This is a genomic window from Paenibacillus sp. RC84, from assembly GCF_041260495.1.
In the GTDB taxonomy this organism is placed as follows: Bacteria; Bacillota; Bacilli; order Paenibacillales; family NBRC-103111; genus Paenibacillus_F.
Genome location: NZ_JBGBYL010000001.1, coordinates 509,579 through 526,853 on the forward strand (window position 1 = coordinate 509,579; position 17,275 = coordinate 526,853).

General features: G+C 53.4%; 10 protein-coding genes. 8 read left to right on the forward strand and 2 right to left on the reverse strand.

The genetic code is table 11. The features are described 5' to 3' along the window. Nucleotides 1-12 precede the first annotated feature (12 nt). From carA to pyrE, 4 genes are all read left to right on the forward strand, one after another. Entirely contained in the window at nt 13-1,191 is a 1,179-nt protein-coding gene (gene carA, locus ABH899_RS02290) for a glutamine-hydrolyzing carbamoyl-phosphate synthase small subunit (RefSeq protein WP_042232507.1), read from the forward strand. Beyond that, complete coding sequence (gene carB, locus ABH899_RS02295) at nt 1,178-4,387, forward strand: carbamoyl-phosphate synthase large subunit (protein WP_009671803.1); 3,210 nt, start codon at nt 1,178-1,180, stop codon at nt 4,385-4,387. Before carA ends, carB begins: the two co-directional genes overlap by 14 nt. 121 nt (nt 4,388-4,508) lie before the next feature. Then, nucleotides 4,509-5,240, forward strand: coding sequence for an orotidine-5'-phosphate decarboxylase (pyrF, locus tag ABH899_RS02300; protein WP_369993627.1), 732 nt, complete (start codon nt 4,509-4,511; stop codon nt 5,238-5,240). A gap of 59 nt (nt 5,241-5,299) precedes the next feature. Further along, nucleotides 5,300-5,941 (forward strand): orotate phosphoribosyltransferase, encoded by a 642-nt coding sequence (gene pyrE, locus ABH899_RS02305; protein WP_369993629.1) that lies wholly within the window; start codon nt 5,300-5,302, stop codon nt 5,939-5,941. Nucleotides 5,942-6,338: 397 nt separating this feature from the next. On the opposite strand, the gene ABH899_RS02310 is transcribed toward pyrE, so the two are convergent. Both ABH899_RS02310 and ABH899_RS02315 read right to left on the reverse strand, forming a co-directional pair. Further along, nucleotides 6,339-6,845: a GNAT family N-acetyltransferase gene (locus ABH899_RS02310; RefSeq protein WP_369993632.1), complete on the reverse strand. Its 507-nt coding sequence runs from the start codon at nt 6,843-6,845 to the stop codon at nt 6,339-6,341. A gap of 68 nt (nt 6,846-6,913) precedes the next feature. Further along, a complete protein-coding gene (locus ABH899_RS02315) occupies nt 6,914-8,284 on the reverse strand; it encodes a dipeptidase (protein WP_369993635.1) in 1,371 nt (456 codons plus the stop codon). Between the two features lie 262 nt (nt 8,285-8,546). On the opposite strand from ABH899_RS02315, the gene ABH899_RS02320 reads away from it, so the two are divergent. The 4 genes from ABH899_RS02320 (at nt 8,547) to ABH899_RS02335 (ending at nt 17,203) form a co-directional block, all read left to right on the forward strand. Continuing rightward, nucleotides 8,547-10,679 (forward strand): hypothetical protein, encoded by a 2,133-nt coding sequence (locus ABH899_RS02320; RefSeq protein WP_369993637.1) that lies wholly within the window; start codon nt 8,547-8,549, stop codon nt 10,677-10,679. A gap of 274 nt (nt 10,680-10,953) precedes the next feature. After that, the gene (locus ABH899_RS02325) at nt 10,954-14,061 is read left to right on the forward strand and encodes an efflux RND transporter permease subunit (RefSeq protein WP_369993640.1); all 3,108 of its coding nucleotides are present in this window, start codon (nt 10,954-10,956) and stop codon (nt 14,059-14,061) included. 32 nt (nt 14,062-14,093) lie between these two features. After that, entirely contained in the window at nt 14,094-15,362 is a 1,269-nt protein-coding gene (locus tag ABH899_RS02330; protein WP_369993643.1) for an efflux RND transporter periplasmic adaptor subunit, read from the forward strand. 26 nt (nt 15,363-15,388) lie between these two features. After that, a complete protein-coding gene (locus tag ABH899_RS02335) occupies nt 15,389-17,203 on the forward strand; it encodes a hypothetical protein (RefSeq protein ID WP_369993646.1) in 1,815 nt (604 codons plus the stop codon). Nucleotides 17,204-17,275 lie beyond the last annotated feature (72 nt).

Sequence of the window (17,275 nt, forward strand, 5' to 3'; positions counted from 1 at the left end):
GAGCTGAGGGGCATGAAGGCAAAGGCAAGACTGCTGCTGGAAGATGGAACGCTTTTTACGGGTAAATCGTTCGGGGCCGAAGGGGATTCGGTCGGCGAGGTTGTATTCAATACGGGAATTACGGGGTACCAGGAGGTACTGTCCGACCCGTCCTACTGCGGACAAATCGTGACGATGACTTATCCGTTGATCGGGAATTACGGTATTTCGCGGGATGACTTCGAGTCCGTGAGACCGTTTGTCCACGGGTTCGTCGTACGCCGGCACGAAGAGGCGCCGAGCAACTGGCGCGCCCAGTACACCTTGGGCAACCTGCTCAAAGAATACGGCATCATCGGTATCAGCGATATCGACACGCGCATGCTGACCCGTAAAATCCGTCATCACGGCGTTATGAAAGGTCTGCTGACCACTTCTGACCGCTCGGTTGAAGAATTGAAGGAAATGCTGCAGACGACTCCGCTTATGACCACGCAAGTATCGACGGTATCGACGCCGCATGTATTCAGCGCGCCGGGCAACCGCGAGCGTGTAGTCCTTGTGGACTTCGGAGCGAAGAGCGGAATTGTCCGCGACCTGACGAAGCGCGGCTGCGACGTGGTTGTCGTGCCTCAGGACTCGACAGCGGAGCAAATTATGCGCCTTGCGCCGGACGGTGTTCTGCTTTCCAACGGCCCTGGGGACCCTAAAGACGTTCCTCATGCGGTTGAAACCGTCCGTCAGCTTCTGGGTCAAGTGCCTGTCTTCGGAATCTGTCTGGGTCATCAGCTGTTTGCCCTGGCCTGCGGCGCGGACACCGAGAAGCTGAAGTTCGGCCATCGCGGCGGCAACCATCCGGTGAAAGATCTCATTTCCGGACGCTGCTACATCACTTCCCAGAACCACGGCTATACCGTTAAAGAAGAATCCATCGCCGGTACGGACTTGATCGTTACTCACATCAACAACAACGACCGTACGATCGAAGGACTTAAACATAACCAGTATCCGGCATTTTCGGTCCAATATCACCCTGAAGCGGCTCCGGGACCTTTCGATTCGAGCTACCTGTTCGACGATTTCCTGACCATGATCCGCTCGCATCAAACCGACAACCCGCAGGCTCCGCGTCAAGCGCAAATGCTTGCCGCCTGGAAAGCCGAGCAGTCTGACAACACGTCGAAAGGAGAACTTCACTATGCCCAAAAATGAGAAGCTCAAAAAAATTCTGGTGATTGGATCCGGACCGATTGTCATCGGCCAGGCTGCGGAGTTTGACTATGCCGGCACACAAGCGTGCCAGGCTCTTAAAGAAGAAGGCTTTGAAGTTGTTCTTATCAACAGCAATCCGGCTACAATTATGACCGATACAAACATGGCCGACAAAGTATACATCGAGCCGATCACGCTTGATTTCGTTACCCAGATCATCCGCCAAGAGCGTCCGGACGGACTTCTTCCGACACTCGGGGGACAAACAGGTCTGAACATGGCGGTTGAGCTTGCACGTGCAGGTGTCCTGGAACAGGAGAACGTGAAACTGCTCGGCACACAGCTAACGGCTATCGAGAAGGCCGAGGATCGTGACTTGTTCCGCGATTTGATGCGCGAGCTGGAACAGCCGGTACCGGATAGCACCATCGTAACGACTGTGCCGGAAGCCGTGGACTTCGCTAACGAAATCGGCTACCCGATTATCGTACGTCCGGCTTACACGCTAGGCGGTACGGGCGGCGGGATCTGCCACAGCGAGGAAGAACTCGTGGAAACCGTGGCATCGGGTATCCGCTACAGCCCGATTTCCCAGTGTCTCGTCGAGAAAAGCATCGCGGGCATGAAAGAAGTCGAGTACGAAGTCATGCGCGACGCTAACGATAACTGCATTGTCGTCTGCAACATGGAAAACTTCGACCCGGTCGGCGTTCATACAGGCGACAGCATCGTCGTAGCTCCGAGCCAGACGCTTTCGGACCGCGAGTACCAGATGCTCCGCTCGGCATCGCTGAAAATCATCCGCGCGCTGAACATCGAAGGCGGTTGTAACGTTCAGTTCGCCCTGGATCCGTTCAGCTTCCAATATTATGTCATCGAAGTAAATCCGCGCGTAAGCCGCTCTTCGGCGCTCGCTTCCAAAGCGACAGGTTATCCGATCGCCAAAATGGCGGCTAAAATCGCAATCGGCTACACGCTGGATGAACTCGTTAACCCGGTTACCGGCCAAACATATGCCTGCTTCGAACCTACGCTCGATTACATCGTTTCCAAAATTCCGCGCTGGCCGTTCGATAAATTCATCAACGCCAACCGTAAGTTGGGGACGCAGATGAAAGCGACGGGCGAAGTGATGGCGATCGGCCGTACATTCGAAGAATCGATCCACAAAGCGATCCGCTCTCTGGAAATCGGTGTACACCGCCTGTTCCTGAAGGAAACCGATCTGCTGGATCAAGAAACTCTTGAGCTGCGCCTGCAGAAGCCGGACGACGAGCGTCTCTTCTTGCTTGCCGAAGCTTTCCGCCGCGGCTACACCATCGAACAGCTTCAAGAATTGACTCAAATCGACTGGTGGTTCCTGCACAAGCTGGACGGCATGATCCGGTATGAAGAAGAAATCGCTTCGGAAGAGTTTGATAACGAAGTGCTTTACGACGCCAAACGGATGGGCTTCACGGATCGTGCCATCGCCGAAATCCGCAGTCTCGCCGGCCGCAGCACATTCGTCAAAGAAGCGGAAATCCGCGAGTACCGTCTGAACCAGAACATCAAACCGGTCTATAAAATGGTAGATACCTGCGCCGCGGAGTTCGAAGCGACTACACCGTACTACTACTCCACCTATGAGATGGAGGACGAAGTGCTGGAAACCGAGAAGCAAAAGGTGGTCGTTCTTGGCTCCGGACCTATCCGGATCGGTCAGGGAATCGAATTCGATTACTCCACTGTCCATGCGGTATGGGCCATCCAGGCTGCAGGATACGAAGCGGTCATTATCAATAATAACCCGGAGACGGTTTCCACCGACTTTAACACGTCGGATCGTCTGTACTTCGAGCCGCTCTTCTTCGAAGACGTCATGAACGTTATCGAACGCGAGAAGCCGATCGGCGTCATCGTCCAATTCGGGGGTCAGACGGCGATCAATCTGGCTGCTCCGCTCTCCAAAGCGGGCGTACGCATTCTGGGCAGCGACCTGGAAAGCATCGATAAAGCCGAGGACCGCAAAAAGTTCGAAGCTCTGCTCCGCAAGCTCGATATCGCACAGCCGCCGGGCGGCACGGTTACTTCCGTGGATCAAGCAGTCGGAACGGCTGCGCAGTTCGGTTACCCGGTACTTGTCCGTCCTTCCTACGTGCTCGGCGGGCGCGCTATGGAAATCGTCTACTCCGATGAAGAACTTCTCAGCTACATGGAGTACGCGGTGAAAATCAACCCGGAACATCCGGTCCTGATCGACCGCTACATGCTCGGCAAAGAAGTGGAAGTCGACGCGATCTGCGATAAAGAAACGGTGCTCATTCCGGGTATCATGGAACATGTAGAGCGTGCAGGGGTTCACTCCGGCGACTCTATCGCGGTCTATCCGCCGCAGTCTCTTTCGGACGCGATCAAAAATCAGATTATCGATATCACGACAAAAATCGGACTTGAACTTCAAGTAGTCGGTCTGGTCAACATCCAGTTCGTTATCCATAACGAGCAGGTGTACGTGATCGAAGTGAATCCGCGCTCCTCGCGTACGGTTCCGTTCCTGAGCAAAGTGACGAACATTCCGATGGCCAATGTGGCTACACGGGTGATCATGGGGCAGAAACTTACCGAAATGGGCTACCAGAGCGGCCTTTGGCCGGAAGATAGCTTCGTGTCGGTCAAAGTACCGGTGTTCTCTTTCGCCAAACTGCGCCGTGTAGATACGACGCTCGGACCGGAGATGAAATCGACGGGCGAGGTTATGGGACGCGACGTCAATTTTGCGAAAGCTCTTTATAAAGGTCTTATCGGCGCAGGGATGAAAATTCCGGCCGCGGGAGCCATCATCGCTACCGTCGCGGACAAAGACAAGGAAGAAGCCGTGGAGATTTTCGGCGGATTCCAGCGGCTCGGTTACAAAATCATCGCGACCGGCGGTACGGCTCAGGTACTCGAAGCCGCGGGCGTTCCGGTCACAACCGTGAACAAGCTGAGCGAAGGCTCGCCGAATATTCTGGATCTGATCCGCAGCGGGGAAGCGCACTTTGTCGTCAACACGTTGACGAAGGGCAAAACGCCTCAGCGCGACGGATTCCGCATCCGCCGCGAAGCGGTGGAAAACGGCGTCGTCTGCATGACTTCGCTCGACACGGTCCGTGCCCTGCTTCATATGCTCGAAGCGATCAACTTCTCGTCCCGCTCTATGCCGGTATACGCGTAAACGGACGGGTTCAAACCAAATCAGGGGATGTGCGCATAACCGGCCTGCAAAGGCCGGGAGCGTAACATCCCCTCCTTATGAACGCAGGAATGAAACAAGCCATTTGAGAGGGGAATGCCGGATGGAAACCGCAAGAGCACAATCTGCCGGACGGATCATGGTAGCGCTCGATTTTGCGTCAGCAGCCGAAGCGGAGACGCTCATTCAGGAACTTCGGGGAATTCCGTGTTACATAAAAGTGGGGATGCAGCTGTTTTACGCAGCCGGGCCCCGTTTCGTAGCGCGTTTGAAGGATGAGGGCTATAACGTATTTCTGGATGTGAAAATGCATGATATCCCGAACACGGTCAAAGGCGGCTCCGAAAGCGTGACTCGCCTTGGAGTGGATATGTTCAACGTCCATGCTGCCGGAGGCATCAAGATGATGGAAGGCGCCCTGGAGGGTATGGACAAGGCCCTTGGCGGAGGCGCAGCTAAGCGTCCGCAGGTCATTGCGGTTACACAGCTGACCAGCACCAGCCAAATGATGCTGAACGAGGAAATCGGCATTGCCGGCCGGGTGGAGGATGCAGTCGTCCGTTACGCGCGTCTGGCTCGCCAGGCGGGGCTGCAGGGTGTCGTCGCGTCACCGCTGGAAGTGTCCGCCGTCAAGGAAGCGTGCGGCGCCGATTTTATCACGGTGACTCCGGGAATTCGGCCCGCGGGAGCGGCATTGGGCGACCAGAGCCGGGTCATGACGCCTGCCGAAGCTTTCGCGGCCGGAACCGATTATGTGGTAATCGGCCGTCCGATAACGGCCGCACCGGACCCGCGCCAGGCACTGGAACAGATTTTGGATTCACTGGAGAGCTAAGATAACCTCTCATTATATAAACGCAAAACTTTTATACACAGGAACGGAGTGATTGGATAATGAACACAGCGCAATCGACAGAACGTGAAATAGCGGTTTCCCTGCTTAAGATCGGAGCGGTAGCTTTGCGTCCGCACGAGCCTTTTACCTGGACATCCGGAATCAAATCGCCAATCTACTGCGATAACCGTCTGACAATGTCGCACCCCGAAATCCGCGATTCTATCGCAGAAGCGTTTGCGGCCAAAATCCGCTCGGAATACCCGCAGGCCGAAGTAGTCGCAGGCACGGCGACGGCCGGTATACCGCACGCGGCATGGGTAGCCCAGAAACTCGGGCTTCCGATGATTTACGTAAGGGACAAGGCCAAGGGCCACGGCAAGCAAAACCAGATCGAAGGCGCTCTGGCGGCAGAGCAGAAGGTCATCGTGATCGAAGACCTGATTTCGACAGGCGGAAGCTCCCTCAAAGCGGCTCTGGCCGTCAATGAAGCCGGGGGTCAGGCGCTGGGTGTACTGGCTATTTTCTCCTATCAGCTGGACAAAGGCATTCAGGCGTTTGCCGAAGCCGGCATTCCGCTGGATACGCTGACGAACTATTCCAAGCTGCTTGAAGTAGCCGTGGAACAAGGGGCCATCGCTCAGGCAGATCTCGAGCTGCTCCGCTCCTGGCGCGAAGACCCGACTTCCTACGGCGTGTGAAGCGGTAAGGCAGGCAGCGGGCAAGTCGGGACCGCGGACAGGGATAAACCGAGGTCCCGTGAGCATCTGCCGGCATAAAGCCGGAATAAGGCCCGCATACGCCGCGGCGCTGACGGGGATCTGGGAGAGGAGCTTCCTGAAGCAAAAGGAACTGTCCGCGGTGACCACCGTCATGCGACGATACGGCGCATGGGGAACTGTTCGCGGTGTGAACCTGATCCAAAACAAATAGACCTCCAACGCCGGAATATGGCGGATGGAGGTCTATTTGTTTTGGGCCGCATCCTTGTGCACGGTTGCGGCCTGCTCCACCGGTAAGTCCCATCCGGGGGAGCGGTTTACCTGCGTCATACGATACCGAACCGCGCCGGGTACCCGCTGGTTTCTACTGCCGGCCTCAGCCTACGCGTTTGCCCATAATGATCAGATCCCGCTCGATTCCGTCCAGCTCCGCGATCCGCGGAAGCTCGGCCCATTTGGCAAAGCCGTAACGGTCGAAGAGAGCAAGGCTGTGCGCATTGTGACCGAAAATAAAGCCGAGTACGGTTTTAATGCCGAGCTCCGGACAGGCGGCGATGGCTTTCTCCAGAAGATAACGTCCCAGACCGAGGCCGCGGCACTCCTCATCAAGGTAAATGCTTACCTCGGCGGTGCCGTTATAGGCAGGACGGCCGTAGAAAGACTGGAAGCTCAGCCAGCCCCAGATCTTGCCGTCCTTTTCAAGCACCCAAATCGGGCGGGTTTCCGGATTGTGCTCGGCAAACCAGTTTTCCCGGCTCTGGACGGTCACCGGTTGAAGGTCGGCCGTAACCATTCTTCCCGGAATGGTTGAATTGTAAATGTGTACGATGGCGGGGAGATCCGCCGGTACAGCGTCTCTGAGCTTGTAAGTATCCTGCTGCATACCTGTTCCTCCGTTTTCGAGTGCGATGACTTAATTTTATCATGGTTAACGGAGTTAGGCCGCATTTTTTATTGATTGGCTAATTTTTCCCAGAAGCCGCAAACGGCCTGCAAGCCTTTGTCGAAGTTGTCCAAATCGAAATGCTCGTTGGGAGCGTGGAGATTCTCGTCCGGAAGCCCGAAGCCCATCATGACGACCGGAGCCTGAAGCAGGCGTTCGAAAACGTCCACGATCGGGATAGAGCCGCCGCCCCGGGTGAGCGCCGTTTTCTCTCCGTAGGCCTCTTCCAGCGCTGCCGAGGCAGCCACCATAACCGGATGGTCCGCAGGCGTCAGGAAAGGGTTGCCCTGCAGCACTCTTTTGACCGAAGCCTTCAAACCGGCCGGTGTGTGGGCCGCTACATGACGCTCGATCAGCTCGAAAATTTCATCCGGGCGCTGATCCGCAACGAGACGGCAGGCAATTTTGGCGGATGCGCGCGCCGGAACGATCGGTTTAATGCCTTCACCGGCAAAACCGCCGCTTATTCCCGTTACCTCCAAAGTCGGCCGCGCCGTCGTACGTTCCGTGAACGTATACCCTTTCTCGCCGAAGAGCTCGGAGAGACCGAGGTCCTCCCGGATCTTCCCTTCATCCTGCGAGACGCGGGCCAGTTCGCCGCGTTCCTGTTCCGTCAGATGGATGACACGGTCGTAAAAGCCCTCTATCGAGACACGGCCTTCTTCGTCGTGAAAGGAATCCAGCAGGCCTGCGAGCGCATGAACGGCATTCGGCACGCCGCCGCCGTACAAGCCGGAGTGGAGATCGTTTCTGGCCGCGAGCATTTCAATCTCGACTCCGGCGACTCCGCGAAGCCCGTAAAGCAGCGCGGGTTTGCCTTTCTCCAGCATGGGCGTATCGGAGATAACGATAGCGTCCGCTTTTAGCTTCTCCGCATGCTCTTTTACGAACGGGGCGAGGGAAGGGCTCGTAATTTCTTCCTCGCCTTCGAGAATAAATTTGATGTTCAACGGAAGGCTTCCGACCGCTTGAAGGAACGTTTCCGCCGCTTTGACGTGAATCCATAACTGAGCTTTATCGTCCGTCGCTCCACGCGCATAAATTTTGCCGTCCCGGATGACAGGTTCGAACGGTTCCGAATGCCATTCGTTCAAGGGATCGGCAGGCTGGACGTCGTAATGGCCGTAGACGAGGACGGTCGGTTTGCCGGGCGCATGAAGCCAGTCCCCGTACACAATGGGAAGTCCTGCCGTCGGCATGATCTCCACATTTTCCAGACCGGCATGGGTCAAGGCACCGGACAGCCATTCCGCGCAGCGGTGAACGTCTTTCTTGTGCTCGGACAATGTGCTGATGCTCGGAATTCGGAGCAGCTCTTTCAATTCTTCAAGATGGCGTTCTCTATGCCGGGACGCATAAGATTCGGTTTTGGCTTTCATGGTGACAGGACTCCTTTTTTGACAATGGGTTAAAAAAGCTTATCTTCATAACTTCCCCATTTTCATTTAAAATCCTGCAAACTCTTTCAATAACGAAAGCAACCGCCGGAACTGAGGCAGGAAAAATAATTTTTTGGCCTAAAAAGAAACTTCCTGGAGATTCAATCGTCTTACTAAGTGGAAACAGGATGGAAATCTTTTCATCCGCGTTTTGGCAACAGGCTTTTCGGCTGTATTTAAATCATGGGTTGAGGTGGAAACTATGCGCAACAAAATGGCAGCACGTGCGACCGCACTGGCGCTGATTTTAACTTTAAGCACAGGAGGAGCGCTTGCGGCGACCCCCGCTGCGGCAGCTTCCGGACAACCGGCACTGGGCTCGGTGGCGGCAGGGGCTTCCGGTTCGTTCGAGCTTCAAAATATCCAGCTGCTGCCGGATCAGGACGGCAATATCGTCACGTTCACGGTCGGCGTCCATAATAAAAGCGCTGCCGATTTATCGCTCGTGGACTACTGGGTCCGGCTCAAAAGCAAAACAGGCCATACATATACGGTTCGATTGATGCCCCTGGACAAAGAAGTGAAGAAGATCGGAGGCAACTCTTCGGGCCAGGTATCTTACTACGCCAAAGTCGGCAGCGGCGAGAAGCTTCAGGATCTTCAGGTGCAGTTTATCAAATGGGATTTCAGCCAGCCAAACTCCGAACGCATTCTCGGACAAGTATCCGTGCCGGCTTCTTACACGGGAGTGACGCCGACGGGACAAAATGCCGATTTCCAAGTGGGAAGCAGCGAACTGCGCGCCTCCACCGAGAAGTTTACAAACGGAAAGAACGAGAAATATTATTTGCCTGCGATAAGCCTGCAGCTTGAAAATATCGGGGCGGCGGCGGTTACCCTTCCGGATGTCAAGTTTTCGGTTCGAACGCCCGAAGGACTTTTGTTTCCGCTGGATGCGAAGAACGCCAAGGATTTGAAAATCAGCCCGAAGGAGACGAAAACCGTTCAGTTGTCGGGGGCTATTCCGCTTAAAGCCGGAGAGAAGGGCTGGGAGCTTGTCATCACCCGGATTCATCCGGATCTGAAGTTCAACACGCTGCTGGCCGCTTACCAGCTTCCGGCCGTCAGTAAACCTGCCGGCGGCGAGGCCGGCAAGGAAACGCAGTTTATGAACAAGTCGGGACTCTACACGGCCAAGCTGGGAGGCATCTACCGTCTTCCGTGGGAAGATCAGGATATTTTGACCGCCAACGTCACGTTATCGAACAAAGGGGAACAGTCGCTTCCGATTCCGGATATGACGGCTTACTTCCTGCTGGATAATGCCGTGAAAGTGGAGGCTAAGCTGGTCCGTACGGGCAAAGTGATCGGCATCGATCCGGGCTCCTCTCTTTCTGTCGAGGCGCTCGGTAAAATCCCTTATACGTATGCGTTTAAGGAAGTCAAGCTGGTCATCCAGGAAAAAGAAAGCGACACGCAGGTGAACGATCTGCTGGAGCTGACCGCGAAACCCGATCTGCAGCAACTGCCTTTTGTGGGACTAGGCGCGAAGTACGCCCGCGAAGAAATCGGCCGCAAAGCGCAGTATACGGTTGCCGAAATCAATTCCTATGAGGGCTTGAGCGGGAGCATCGTTTCGGCCGAGCTGGAAATCGAAAATGCGGAGAAACGGTTTGCGCCGGTCACCGGTTTAGTCGCTCATTTTCAGATGAAGGATGGCACCGTATTCCCGGCTTCCGTATCGGATATCAAGAAAACGGTAGCGCCCGGAGGCAAAGCGAGACTGAACGTGTGGGCCGCACTGCCGAAAGGCACGGATATGGAGAATGTCCGTCTGCTTATCGGTGATTCCGTAACGCTGGAAACCGGGGAAGTCAAGCAGGGAGAAGGTCAGCAGACCGTAAAAACCGATGCTTACGTAAGGCCCGTAACGTTCGCGCTGCCCAAAGAGAAGAAGGATGTCAAAGACAAGCTGAAAGACATCACGCTGTTCCCGTACACGGTTTCCATGAGCCGGATCAATACGTCAATCAACAACGATGTGCTGACGCTGAAATTCGATTATGATATCCGCAAGCAGCTTTTGACCGAAACGGCGCCGGAAGGGCATAAGCTCGTTCTCGTATTTGAAGACTATAAAGGCAATAAATCGTTCGAGAAAGCGTATGAGCTGAAAAATTGGGAGCCGCACGACGGCAAATCGGCCGAACAGGTAACCGACAATGAGCTGAGGATCGGCAAGAAGGAGAATTTCACCATTCAGCTCCAGGACGCGGACCTGATCTTTAAGCAGCGTTTTCTCGATAAGTACCATCTCAGCGTCTATCATGAATTCCAGGGACAGCGCAAGCTGCTGGCCAAGCAAAGTATCGCCTGGTTTACTTATTCGGACTAATTATATCGATAATAGTGGGTTTTACAGCAAAAGTTCCATCTCCGGATGGAACTTTTTTCACATTTATCCGTAATTGTTGAAGTGGACACCTCTTTTTTGTCGTCAAAACGATAGGAGGCAGCGTGAAGGGAAAAAAGTGTAGAGAAAAAAGTCATTGAAAAAAAATAAAGCCAGTTTATATTTTTTTAACCTTTACCGTTTATGATGGGAAAAGAATGGGTACAGCTGCCAATTTCAAGAGAGATTGTTCAATCGGTGCGGAGGAGTAGAGTGGATGAACAAAATGACTAGTTTTTCAATGAAAAACGTGGCGGCGCTTTTTATTATTATGCTGCTGATATTTGCAGGCGGCATTTTCGCCACGACTAAACTGAAGGTGGAAAGCATGCCGGATATTTCGTTTCCGATCGTGGTCATTTCCACCCAGTACACGGCACCGCCGAAAGATGTGCTTGACCAGGTTACAAAGCCGCTGGAAAAAGCGGTCGCCGGTTTTGACGGCATCAAAAATTTATCGTCTACGTCGAGCGATAATTATTCGCAAATTACGATCGAACTCGACCAGGACATCAAGCCTAAGAATGCCAAGCAGGATCTTGAGGCGCTGGTTTCGAACGTCAAGCTGCCTCAGCAGGCTGAGAAGCCTAAGGTGCTGACGGAAGGATTCTCATCCCAGCCGGTTTATTACTTGGGGGTATACGGCAACGACGGGATGAACCAGGCGGAGCTTGATAAAATTTACAAAGACACGATTCTGCCGGGCTTTAACACGATCAAAGGCATTGACCATGTCGACTCCGTCGGCAACCAGGAAGCGACTCTTTCCATTAAGCTCAATGAAAACACGATCAACAGCTATGGATTGACGCCGACGGATGTCTCAAACAGCATCCGGGCCGCATTGTCCGCGAGTCCTGCAGGAACCGTTGAATTCAACGGTACGACCCAGATGGTGCGGGTGACGGGCCAGATCGACACGATTTACAGCCTTGACAACCTGACGCTGACAACACCGAAAGGCAGCGTGCTCCAGCTTAAGGATCTCGGCAAAATCGAAGCCATCAGCGAATCCCAGTTTATCACCCGTCTGGACGGCAAACCGGCCATCGGCGTGCAGCTGTACAAAACGAAATCGGCCAACGCAGTAAACTTCGCGGACGAAGCCGACGCTTTGATGGCAAACTGGGAGAAAACCCTGCCGGGCGTGAAATTCAAATCCGTTTATAATTCGGCGGTGGAAATTAAAAAGTCGATCCACGGCATGGTGCAGGAAGGCGGCATGGGCGCCCTTCTCGCCTCGGTTATGATTTTGCTCTTCCTCAGAAATATTCGGATGACCCTCATCGTTTTGGTCTCGATTCCATTATCCATTCTAATTACGCTCTTGATGATGGTGCCGCTTAATATTTCACTCAATATCATGACACTCGGCGGTATGGCTATTGCGGTCGGACGCGTCGTGGATGATAGTATCGTGGTCATCGAAAATATTTACAGCCAGCTACAGAAAGCCCAGGAACGCGGAGAATCCGTCATCAAGCTGGCGACCGCTCAAGTAGCCTCGGCGATTACCTCTTCGACGATTACAACCGTCGGCGTATTCGGTCCGATTGCATTCGTAAGCGGAGTTATCGGCGAAGTGTTCCGTCCATTCGCCCTTACGCTGGTCGTTGCACTTCTATCCTCGCTTCTCGTAGCGCTAACCGTCATTCCGATGCTTGCGAAGCTACTGGTGCTGAAAAGCAAAAAACTCGGCAACCACGACGAGAATCATGTCGGCAAATTTGCGCTTGGTTACAAAAGAGTATTGGAGTGGTCCCTGAACAACCGGATTAAGACACTGTTGTTCTCCGGAGTTCTCTTCATTGCCTCGCTGGTGTTGATCGTACCGCAGCTTGCCGTATCGTTCATGCCGGAGGATCAGTCGGCCCGGCAGATGATTTTCCAGATTAAGATGCCGAACGACACATCGATCGAGACGATGGATGAAAAGTCCAAGCAGCTCGAGCAGATGATGAGGGAAGCGAAAGACGCTTCGGGCAATCCGCAGTTTACATACAACGAGTCAATGGTGGGCTACGCATTCAGCAGCGATGTAACGCCGTACCGGACGATGATGTTTACCGAAGCGAACGAAAACAGCAACGCCCAGCAGGTCTTCAATGCTTACAAAGAGAAAATCTTATATGAACTTCCCAAAGGCTCCGAGGTCGACGGTTCACTGATTGCTGCGAGCGCCGGCGGAAGCGGCACGGATTTCTCTTACTCCCTGAAAGGCGACGACATGATGTATCTGAAGCAGGCGGCCGCCCAGGTTAAAGAGAAAATGAAAGAATTCCCCGATCTGTACGAAGTCAAGGACAGCCTCAGCGATTCCAAGACGGAAGTCGAAGTCACGGTCGACCAGAACAAAGCGCGTTTGTACGGACTGAGCTCCGCCCAGGTGCTTGAAATGGTTAACTCTTGGATCGGAGTCAGCAAACTCGGCGACTTGAAGTTTGATAACGTTACTTATGAGACCAAGGTGGAGCTTGATCCCCAGTATAAAAATTCGGTGAATAAAATCGGCACGTTCCTGCTGAAAACACCGACGGGGCAGACCGTTCAACTGAATGAAATCGCCAAGATCACGCAGATTGAGGCTCCTACAGCCATCACCCGTGAAAATCAGACCCAAACGCTGAAAGTAACGGCCAAGATCAAAAGTGCGGATAAAGGCGGAGTCAGCGGCAAGGTGGCTGCAGCATTGAATGCACTGGAGCTTCCTTCCGGCGTAAGCCGTGAGGTTAAAGGGGTATCCGACGATATCTCTTCCGGGTTCTCGGAAATGTTCGCTGCCATGGGCGCGTCCATCTTTATCGTCTATCTGGTCATGGTTCTCGCATTCGGGAACGCCAGCGCTCCTTTTGCCATTCTGTTCTCGCTGCCGCTGGCGGTCATCGGAGGATTGTTCGGTCTCCTGGTTACGGGAGAATCGCTTAATATTACTTCTCTCATCGGATTCCTGATGCTGATCGGAATCGTCGTGACGAACGCGATCGTTCTGATCGACCGGGTACAGCAGCTGCGCGATCAGGGAATCGAAGTCAGGGAATCCCTTATTAGTGCAGGGTTGACTCGTCTTCGTCCTATCATTATGACCGCTGGAGCGACTGTGTTTGCGCTTATGCCGCTTGCGCTCGGTATGTCCAAGGGGACCATTATTTCCAAAGGATTGGCGGTCGTCGTTATCGGCGGACTTGTCACTTCTACAGTACTTACGCTAGTTGTCGTACCTATCATTTATGAAATGATTGAATCCTTTAAACGCAGAAGTTCGAACGCGTTCCACCGTAAACCAAAGAAAAATAAGGTGGATACGGTCCCTGCGGCAAAATCCTGAGTCAAGCAAAGAGAAGAGGAGAGTACAAACTGATGAAACGTCCTTTAGCTACGATCGTAAAGCAGAGCACGAAACTGGTAGGCATTGTCGCCCTTACTACGGCCTTGGCCGTCGGCTGTTCGAACAAACCGCTGGCTGGTCCGCAGGACACCACACAGGGCCAGGAATCTCAGATTAAGACCGTAAAAACCGTCAAGGTGACGAAAGAGAAAATATCGGACCCGCTTGAGCAGGTTGCCAATGTCATCTCTTCCGTTCAATTGGAAGTTATTTCGAAAACAGGCGGAGACGTTCAGCAGGTCTACAAAAAGAGAGGCGACATGGTCAAAAAGGGAGAGCTTCTGTTCCGCATTGACCCATCCGATCTGCAGCTGCAGAAGGAACAGGGACAGCTCGGCATCAAGAGCGCCCAGGCCCAGTTGAAGCAGGCTAAGGAAGAGCTGGCCAACGCGAAGACGGACCTCGATAACAACATCGTAAAAGCGGAGCAGGGAATCCGGGATGCCGAGAAGAATTTTAATAAGATACGTAACGATTACGATGAGGGCACTGTAACGAAGATCCAGCTGGAGCAGGAGGAAACAAAGCTCAACAGCCTCAAGCTTGATCTCAGTACCCTGAAGCAGAAGCGCAAAACGCTGGACAATACGGATTCGCTCGCCGCTGCTCAAGTAGCGATCGAAACGTCCGGCCTGTCTGTCAAGAAAGCGGAACGCGATCTGGGAAATACGGAAGTGAAAGCACCTGTAAGCGGAGTGCTTACGGACTTCCCGGTTGAGGCGGGGATGACGGTCGGGCAGGGATTTAAAGCCGGAGTCATCCAGCAGCTGAATCCGATCCTGATCAAGGCCGATTTGACGGAAGAAGCCGTTAATCTGGTGCGCGACAAGAAAGAGCTGAATTTCTATTTGCCGGGCACGACGGAACTAACGAAAGCGCCGATTAAGTATATTTCCGATGTGCTGGATTCACAGACGAAAGCTTACACGCTGGAGCTGGAAGTTTCAAACGCCGACCAAAAGCTGAAGCCCGGACAGAAAGTTCAGATTCAGCTGACCGATGAGGCGGAGCAGACAGTGGCGGCTATCCCGACGCTTAGTATCGTGAGAGAAGGCAGCGACTCATTTGTCTTCGTTCTGAACGGGGATACCGTAGAGAAACGCAAAATCCAGCTCGGCCGTTTGAAGGAAACGATGCAGGAAGTGATTTCCGGCGTAAGCGAAAACGAGCAGATCGTCATTTCCGGTCAGCATCAGCTGAAAGATAAAGAAAAAGTCACGACAGCAGCCGCAGCTAACTAACAAAGGAACACATGGAGGAGAATACCGTGAAGAGCCAATGGAAAACTACCGTATCGTCCGTCTTTCTGTCTGCCGCTCTGCTCGCAAGCGCCGTTCCGGCACTTGCGGCAGAACCGGGGAAGCCAGCACCCGCACAAGCATCGGCTTCAGCGCCGACCGCTTATAAATTAACGAACGATCTGCAAGTCGAAATGAAAAGTGTCTTAAACGAAAAAACAGCGGACGGAACCCGTCTGGGTGCCGTTGTCCGCATGAAAAACACCAGTTCGAAAGTTGTACGCGTACCCGAGTACGAAGTGCGCATGAAAACGAAAGACGGCGTGGAACTCCGCTTGCAGGCAAGTCTGGGAAGCCCGCGCTCCATTCAGCCCAAATCCCAGGTTGAGCTTAGCTACCTGGCGACGGTTGACAGCGGTGAAGGCGTAGAACTGAGCGAGCTTCGCTGGGTAGACATCGATGTTTACGTGTATCCGAAAAAAGAAACGCTCCAGCTCAGCGTGCCTGTGAGCGATCTTGTGTGGAACGGAACGGAAACGTCTGAAATTCCTTCTGCTTCCGTGAAGAAATGGGGAGAAGCTTTCACCATTCCTTCTTTGCAAACGCCACTCGAATTCAAAACAACGAGTATCAGCCGCGATACGGTCGGAACGAAAACGAACTCGGTCGTTCAGGTGCTCGTAACGAACCCGTCGACCAAGCGCCAAGCCCTTCCGAACATTGCTCTGGAAGGCAAAAGCGGCCTCCAGACTTACGACAGCAACCCATCCGACGCCACGCTAACTCTGGAACCGGGCGAAAAGAAGTACATTCACTTTGTTATACCTACGGAACTGAACACAGAGCTGCAATCTTTAAATGTGGTCACCGCGGAGAAATACATTGACGCGCAGGAGAAGCCGGTCATGTACAGCGTAGGCCGCGTTCATATCATGCTGCCGGCCAAGCAGGCCGATGCCCTGCCGGTTCATGGAGCTTATGCTTTCGGTGACGCCATGAAGATGGATCCGCTCAATGAGCTGGTTCACCCGAATATGGATGTTTCCCTCGTGGAACTCCACATGCAGCAAAATGAGGACGACGCTTTTAATACCGCTATCGCGAAATTTAAGCTGACGAACAAATCCGGCGGTCCGCTTAACGTCCCTGCGTTTGCAACTGACCTCGTCAGCAGCGACGGTTATACGTATAACGGCAACAGACAAGGAACAACGACTCTGCGCGTGCTTCCGAACGCCTCCTATGTCGTAACTTACTCGTACATTCTTCCGGCTTCCGAGACGGGAGAAGGACTGAAGCTTGCCTTGTATGAAACTCACGGAGCATCCGCGGCGGCAGGCGCACAAGCTTCCGGGGCCAAGTCGCAAGACACGAAAGCGCAAGAGGCGCAGGCTAGTGCTGCAGAAGCCGGTGCATCGTATAAATCCCTTCTGACGGCCTACAGCGTCAAACTACAGCCGCAACCGGAATCGAAGGATGAACTGAAACTGTATCCTTTGACGGTGAAAGTGAATAATTGGGAAATTTCAGCAATGTTTAATCAACAGCAGAACTACAATTACCGATTAAAACTTTTATTGGATATTGAACAGGAGAAAGACGTCCTTCTTGACCGTACGTTCTCCCAACTGCAATTTGATATGTATGATAACGGTGGTACTCTTATCAATTCGGTCAAAAGCCCGTTCGTAGGGGAAAATAAACTGCAAAAAGGCGCCAATGTCATTAATTTTAATGCGGATTCCATGCAATTGGATTTCCCTGTTACCGTCAAAGTCTACGAATCCTTCGTCAATGATAAAGGCGAGACGGCGAAGCGTCTTCTGACTACGTTTAAACAGTAGTCGGAAACTCGGCAACTGCTTCAGACGGAGCCGTGCGAGTTATGGCGGCTCTTTCCGCCGCACATCACCTAA

Coding starts and splice junctions, on each gene's coding strand:
- carB (WP_009671803.1), top strand. CDS start 1,178: ATGCCCAAAAATGAGAAGCTCAAAAAAATTCTGGTGATTGGATCCGGA.
- pyrE (WP_369993629.1), top strand. CDS start 5,300: ATGAACACAGCGCAATCGACAGAACGTGAAATAGCGGTTTCCCTGCTT.
- ABH899_RS02325 (WP_369993640.1), top strand. CDS start 10,954: ATGAACAAAATGACTAGTTTTTCAATGAAAAACGTGGCGGCGCTTTTT.
- carA (WP_042232507.1), top strand. CDS start 13: ATGAAGGCAAAGGCAAGACTGCTGCTGGAAGATGGAACGCTTTTTACG.
- ABH899_RS02310 (WP_369993632.1), bottom strand. CDS start 6,845: ATGCAGCAGGATACTTACAAGCTCAGAGACGCTGTACCGGCGGATCTC.
- ABH899_RS02315 (WP_369993635.1), bottom strand. CDS start 8,284: ATGAAAGCCAAAACCGAATCTTATGCGTCCCGGCATAGAGAACGCCAT.
- ABH899_RS02320 (WP_369993637.1), top strand. CDS start 8,547: ATGCGCAACAAAATGGCAGCACGTGCGACCGCACTGGCGCTGATTTTA.
- pyrF (WP_369993627.1), top strand. CDS start 4,509: ATGGAAACCGCAAGAGCACAATCTGCCGGACGGATCATGGTAGCGCTC.
- ABH899_RS02330 (WP_369993643.1), top strand. CDS start 14,094: ATGAAACGTCCTTTAGCTACGATCGTAAAGCAGAGCACGAAACTGGTA.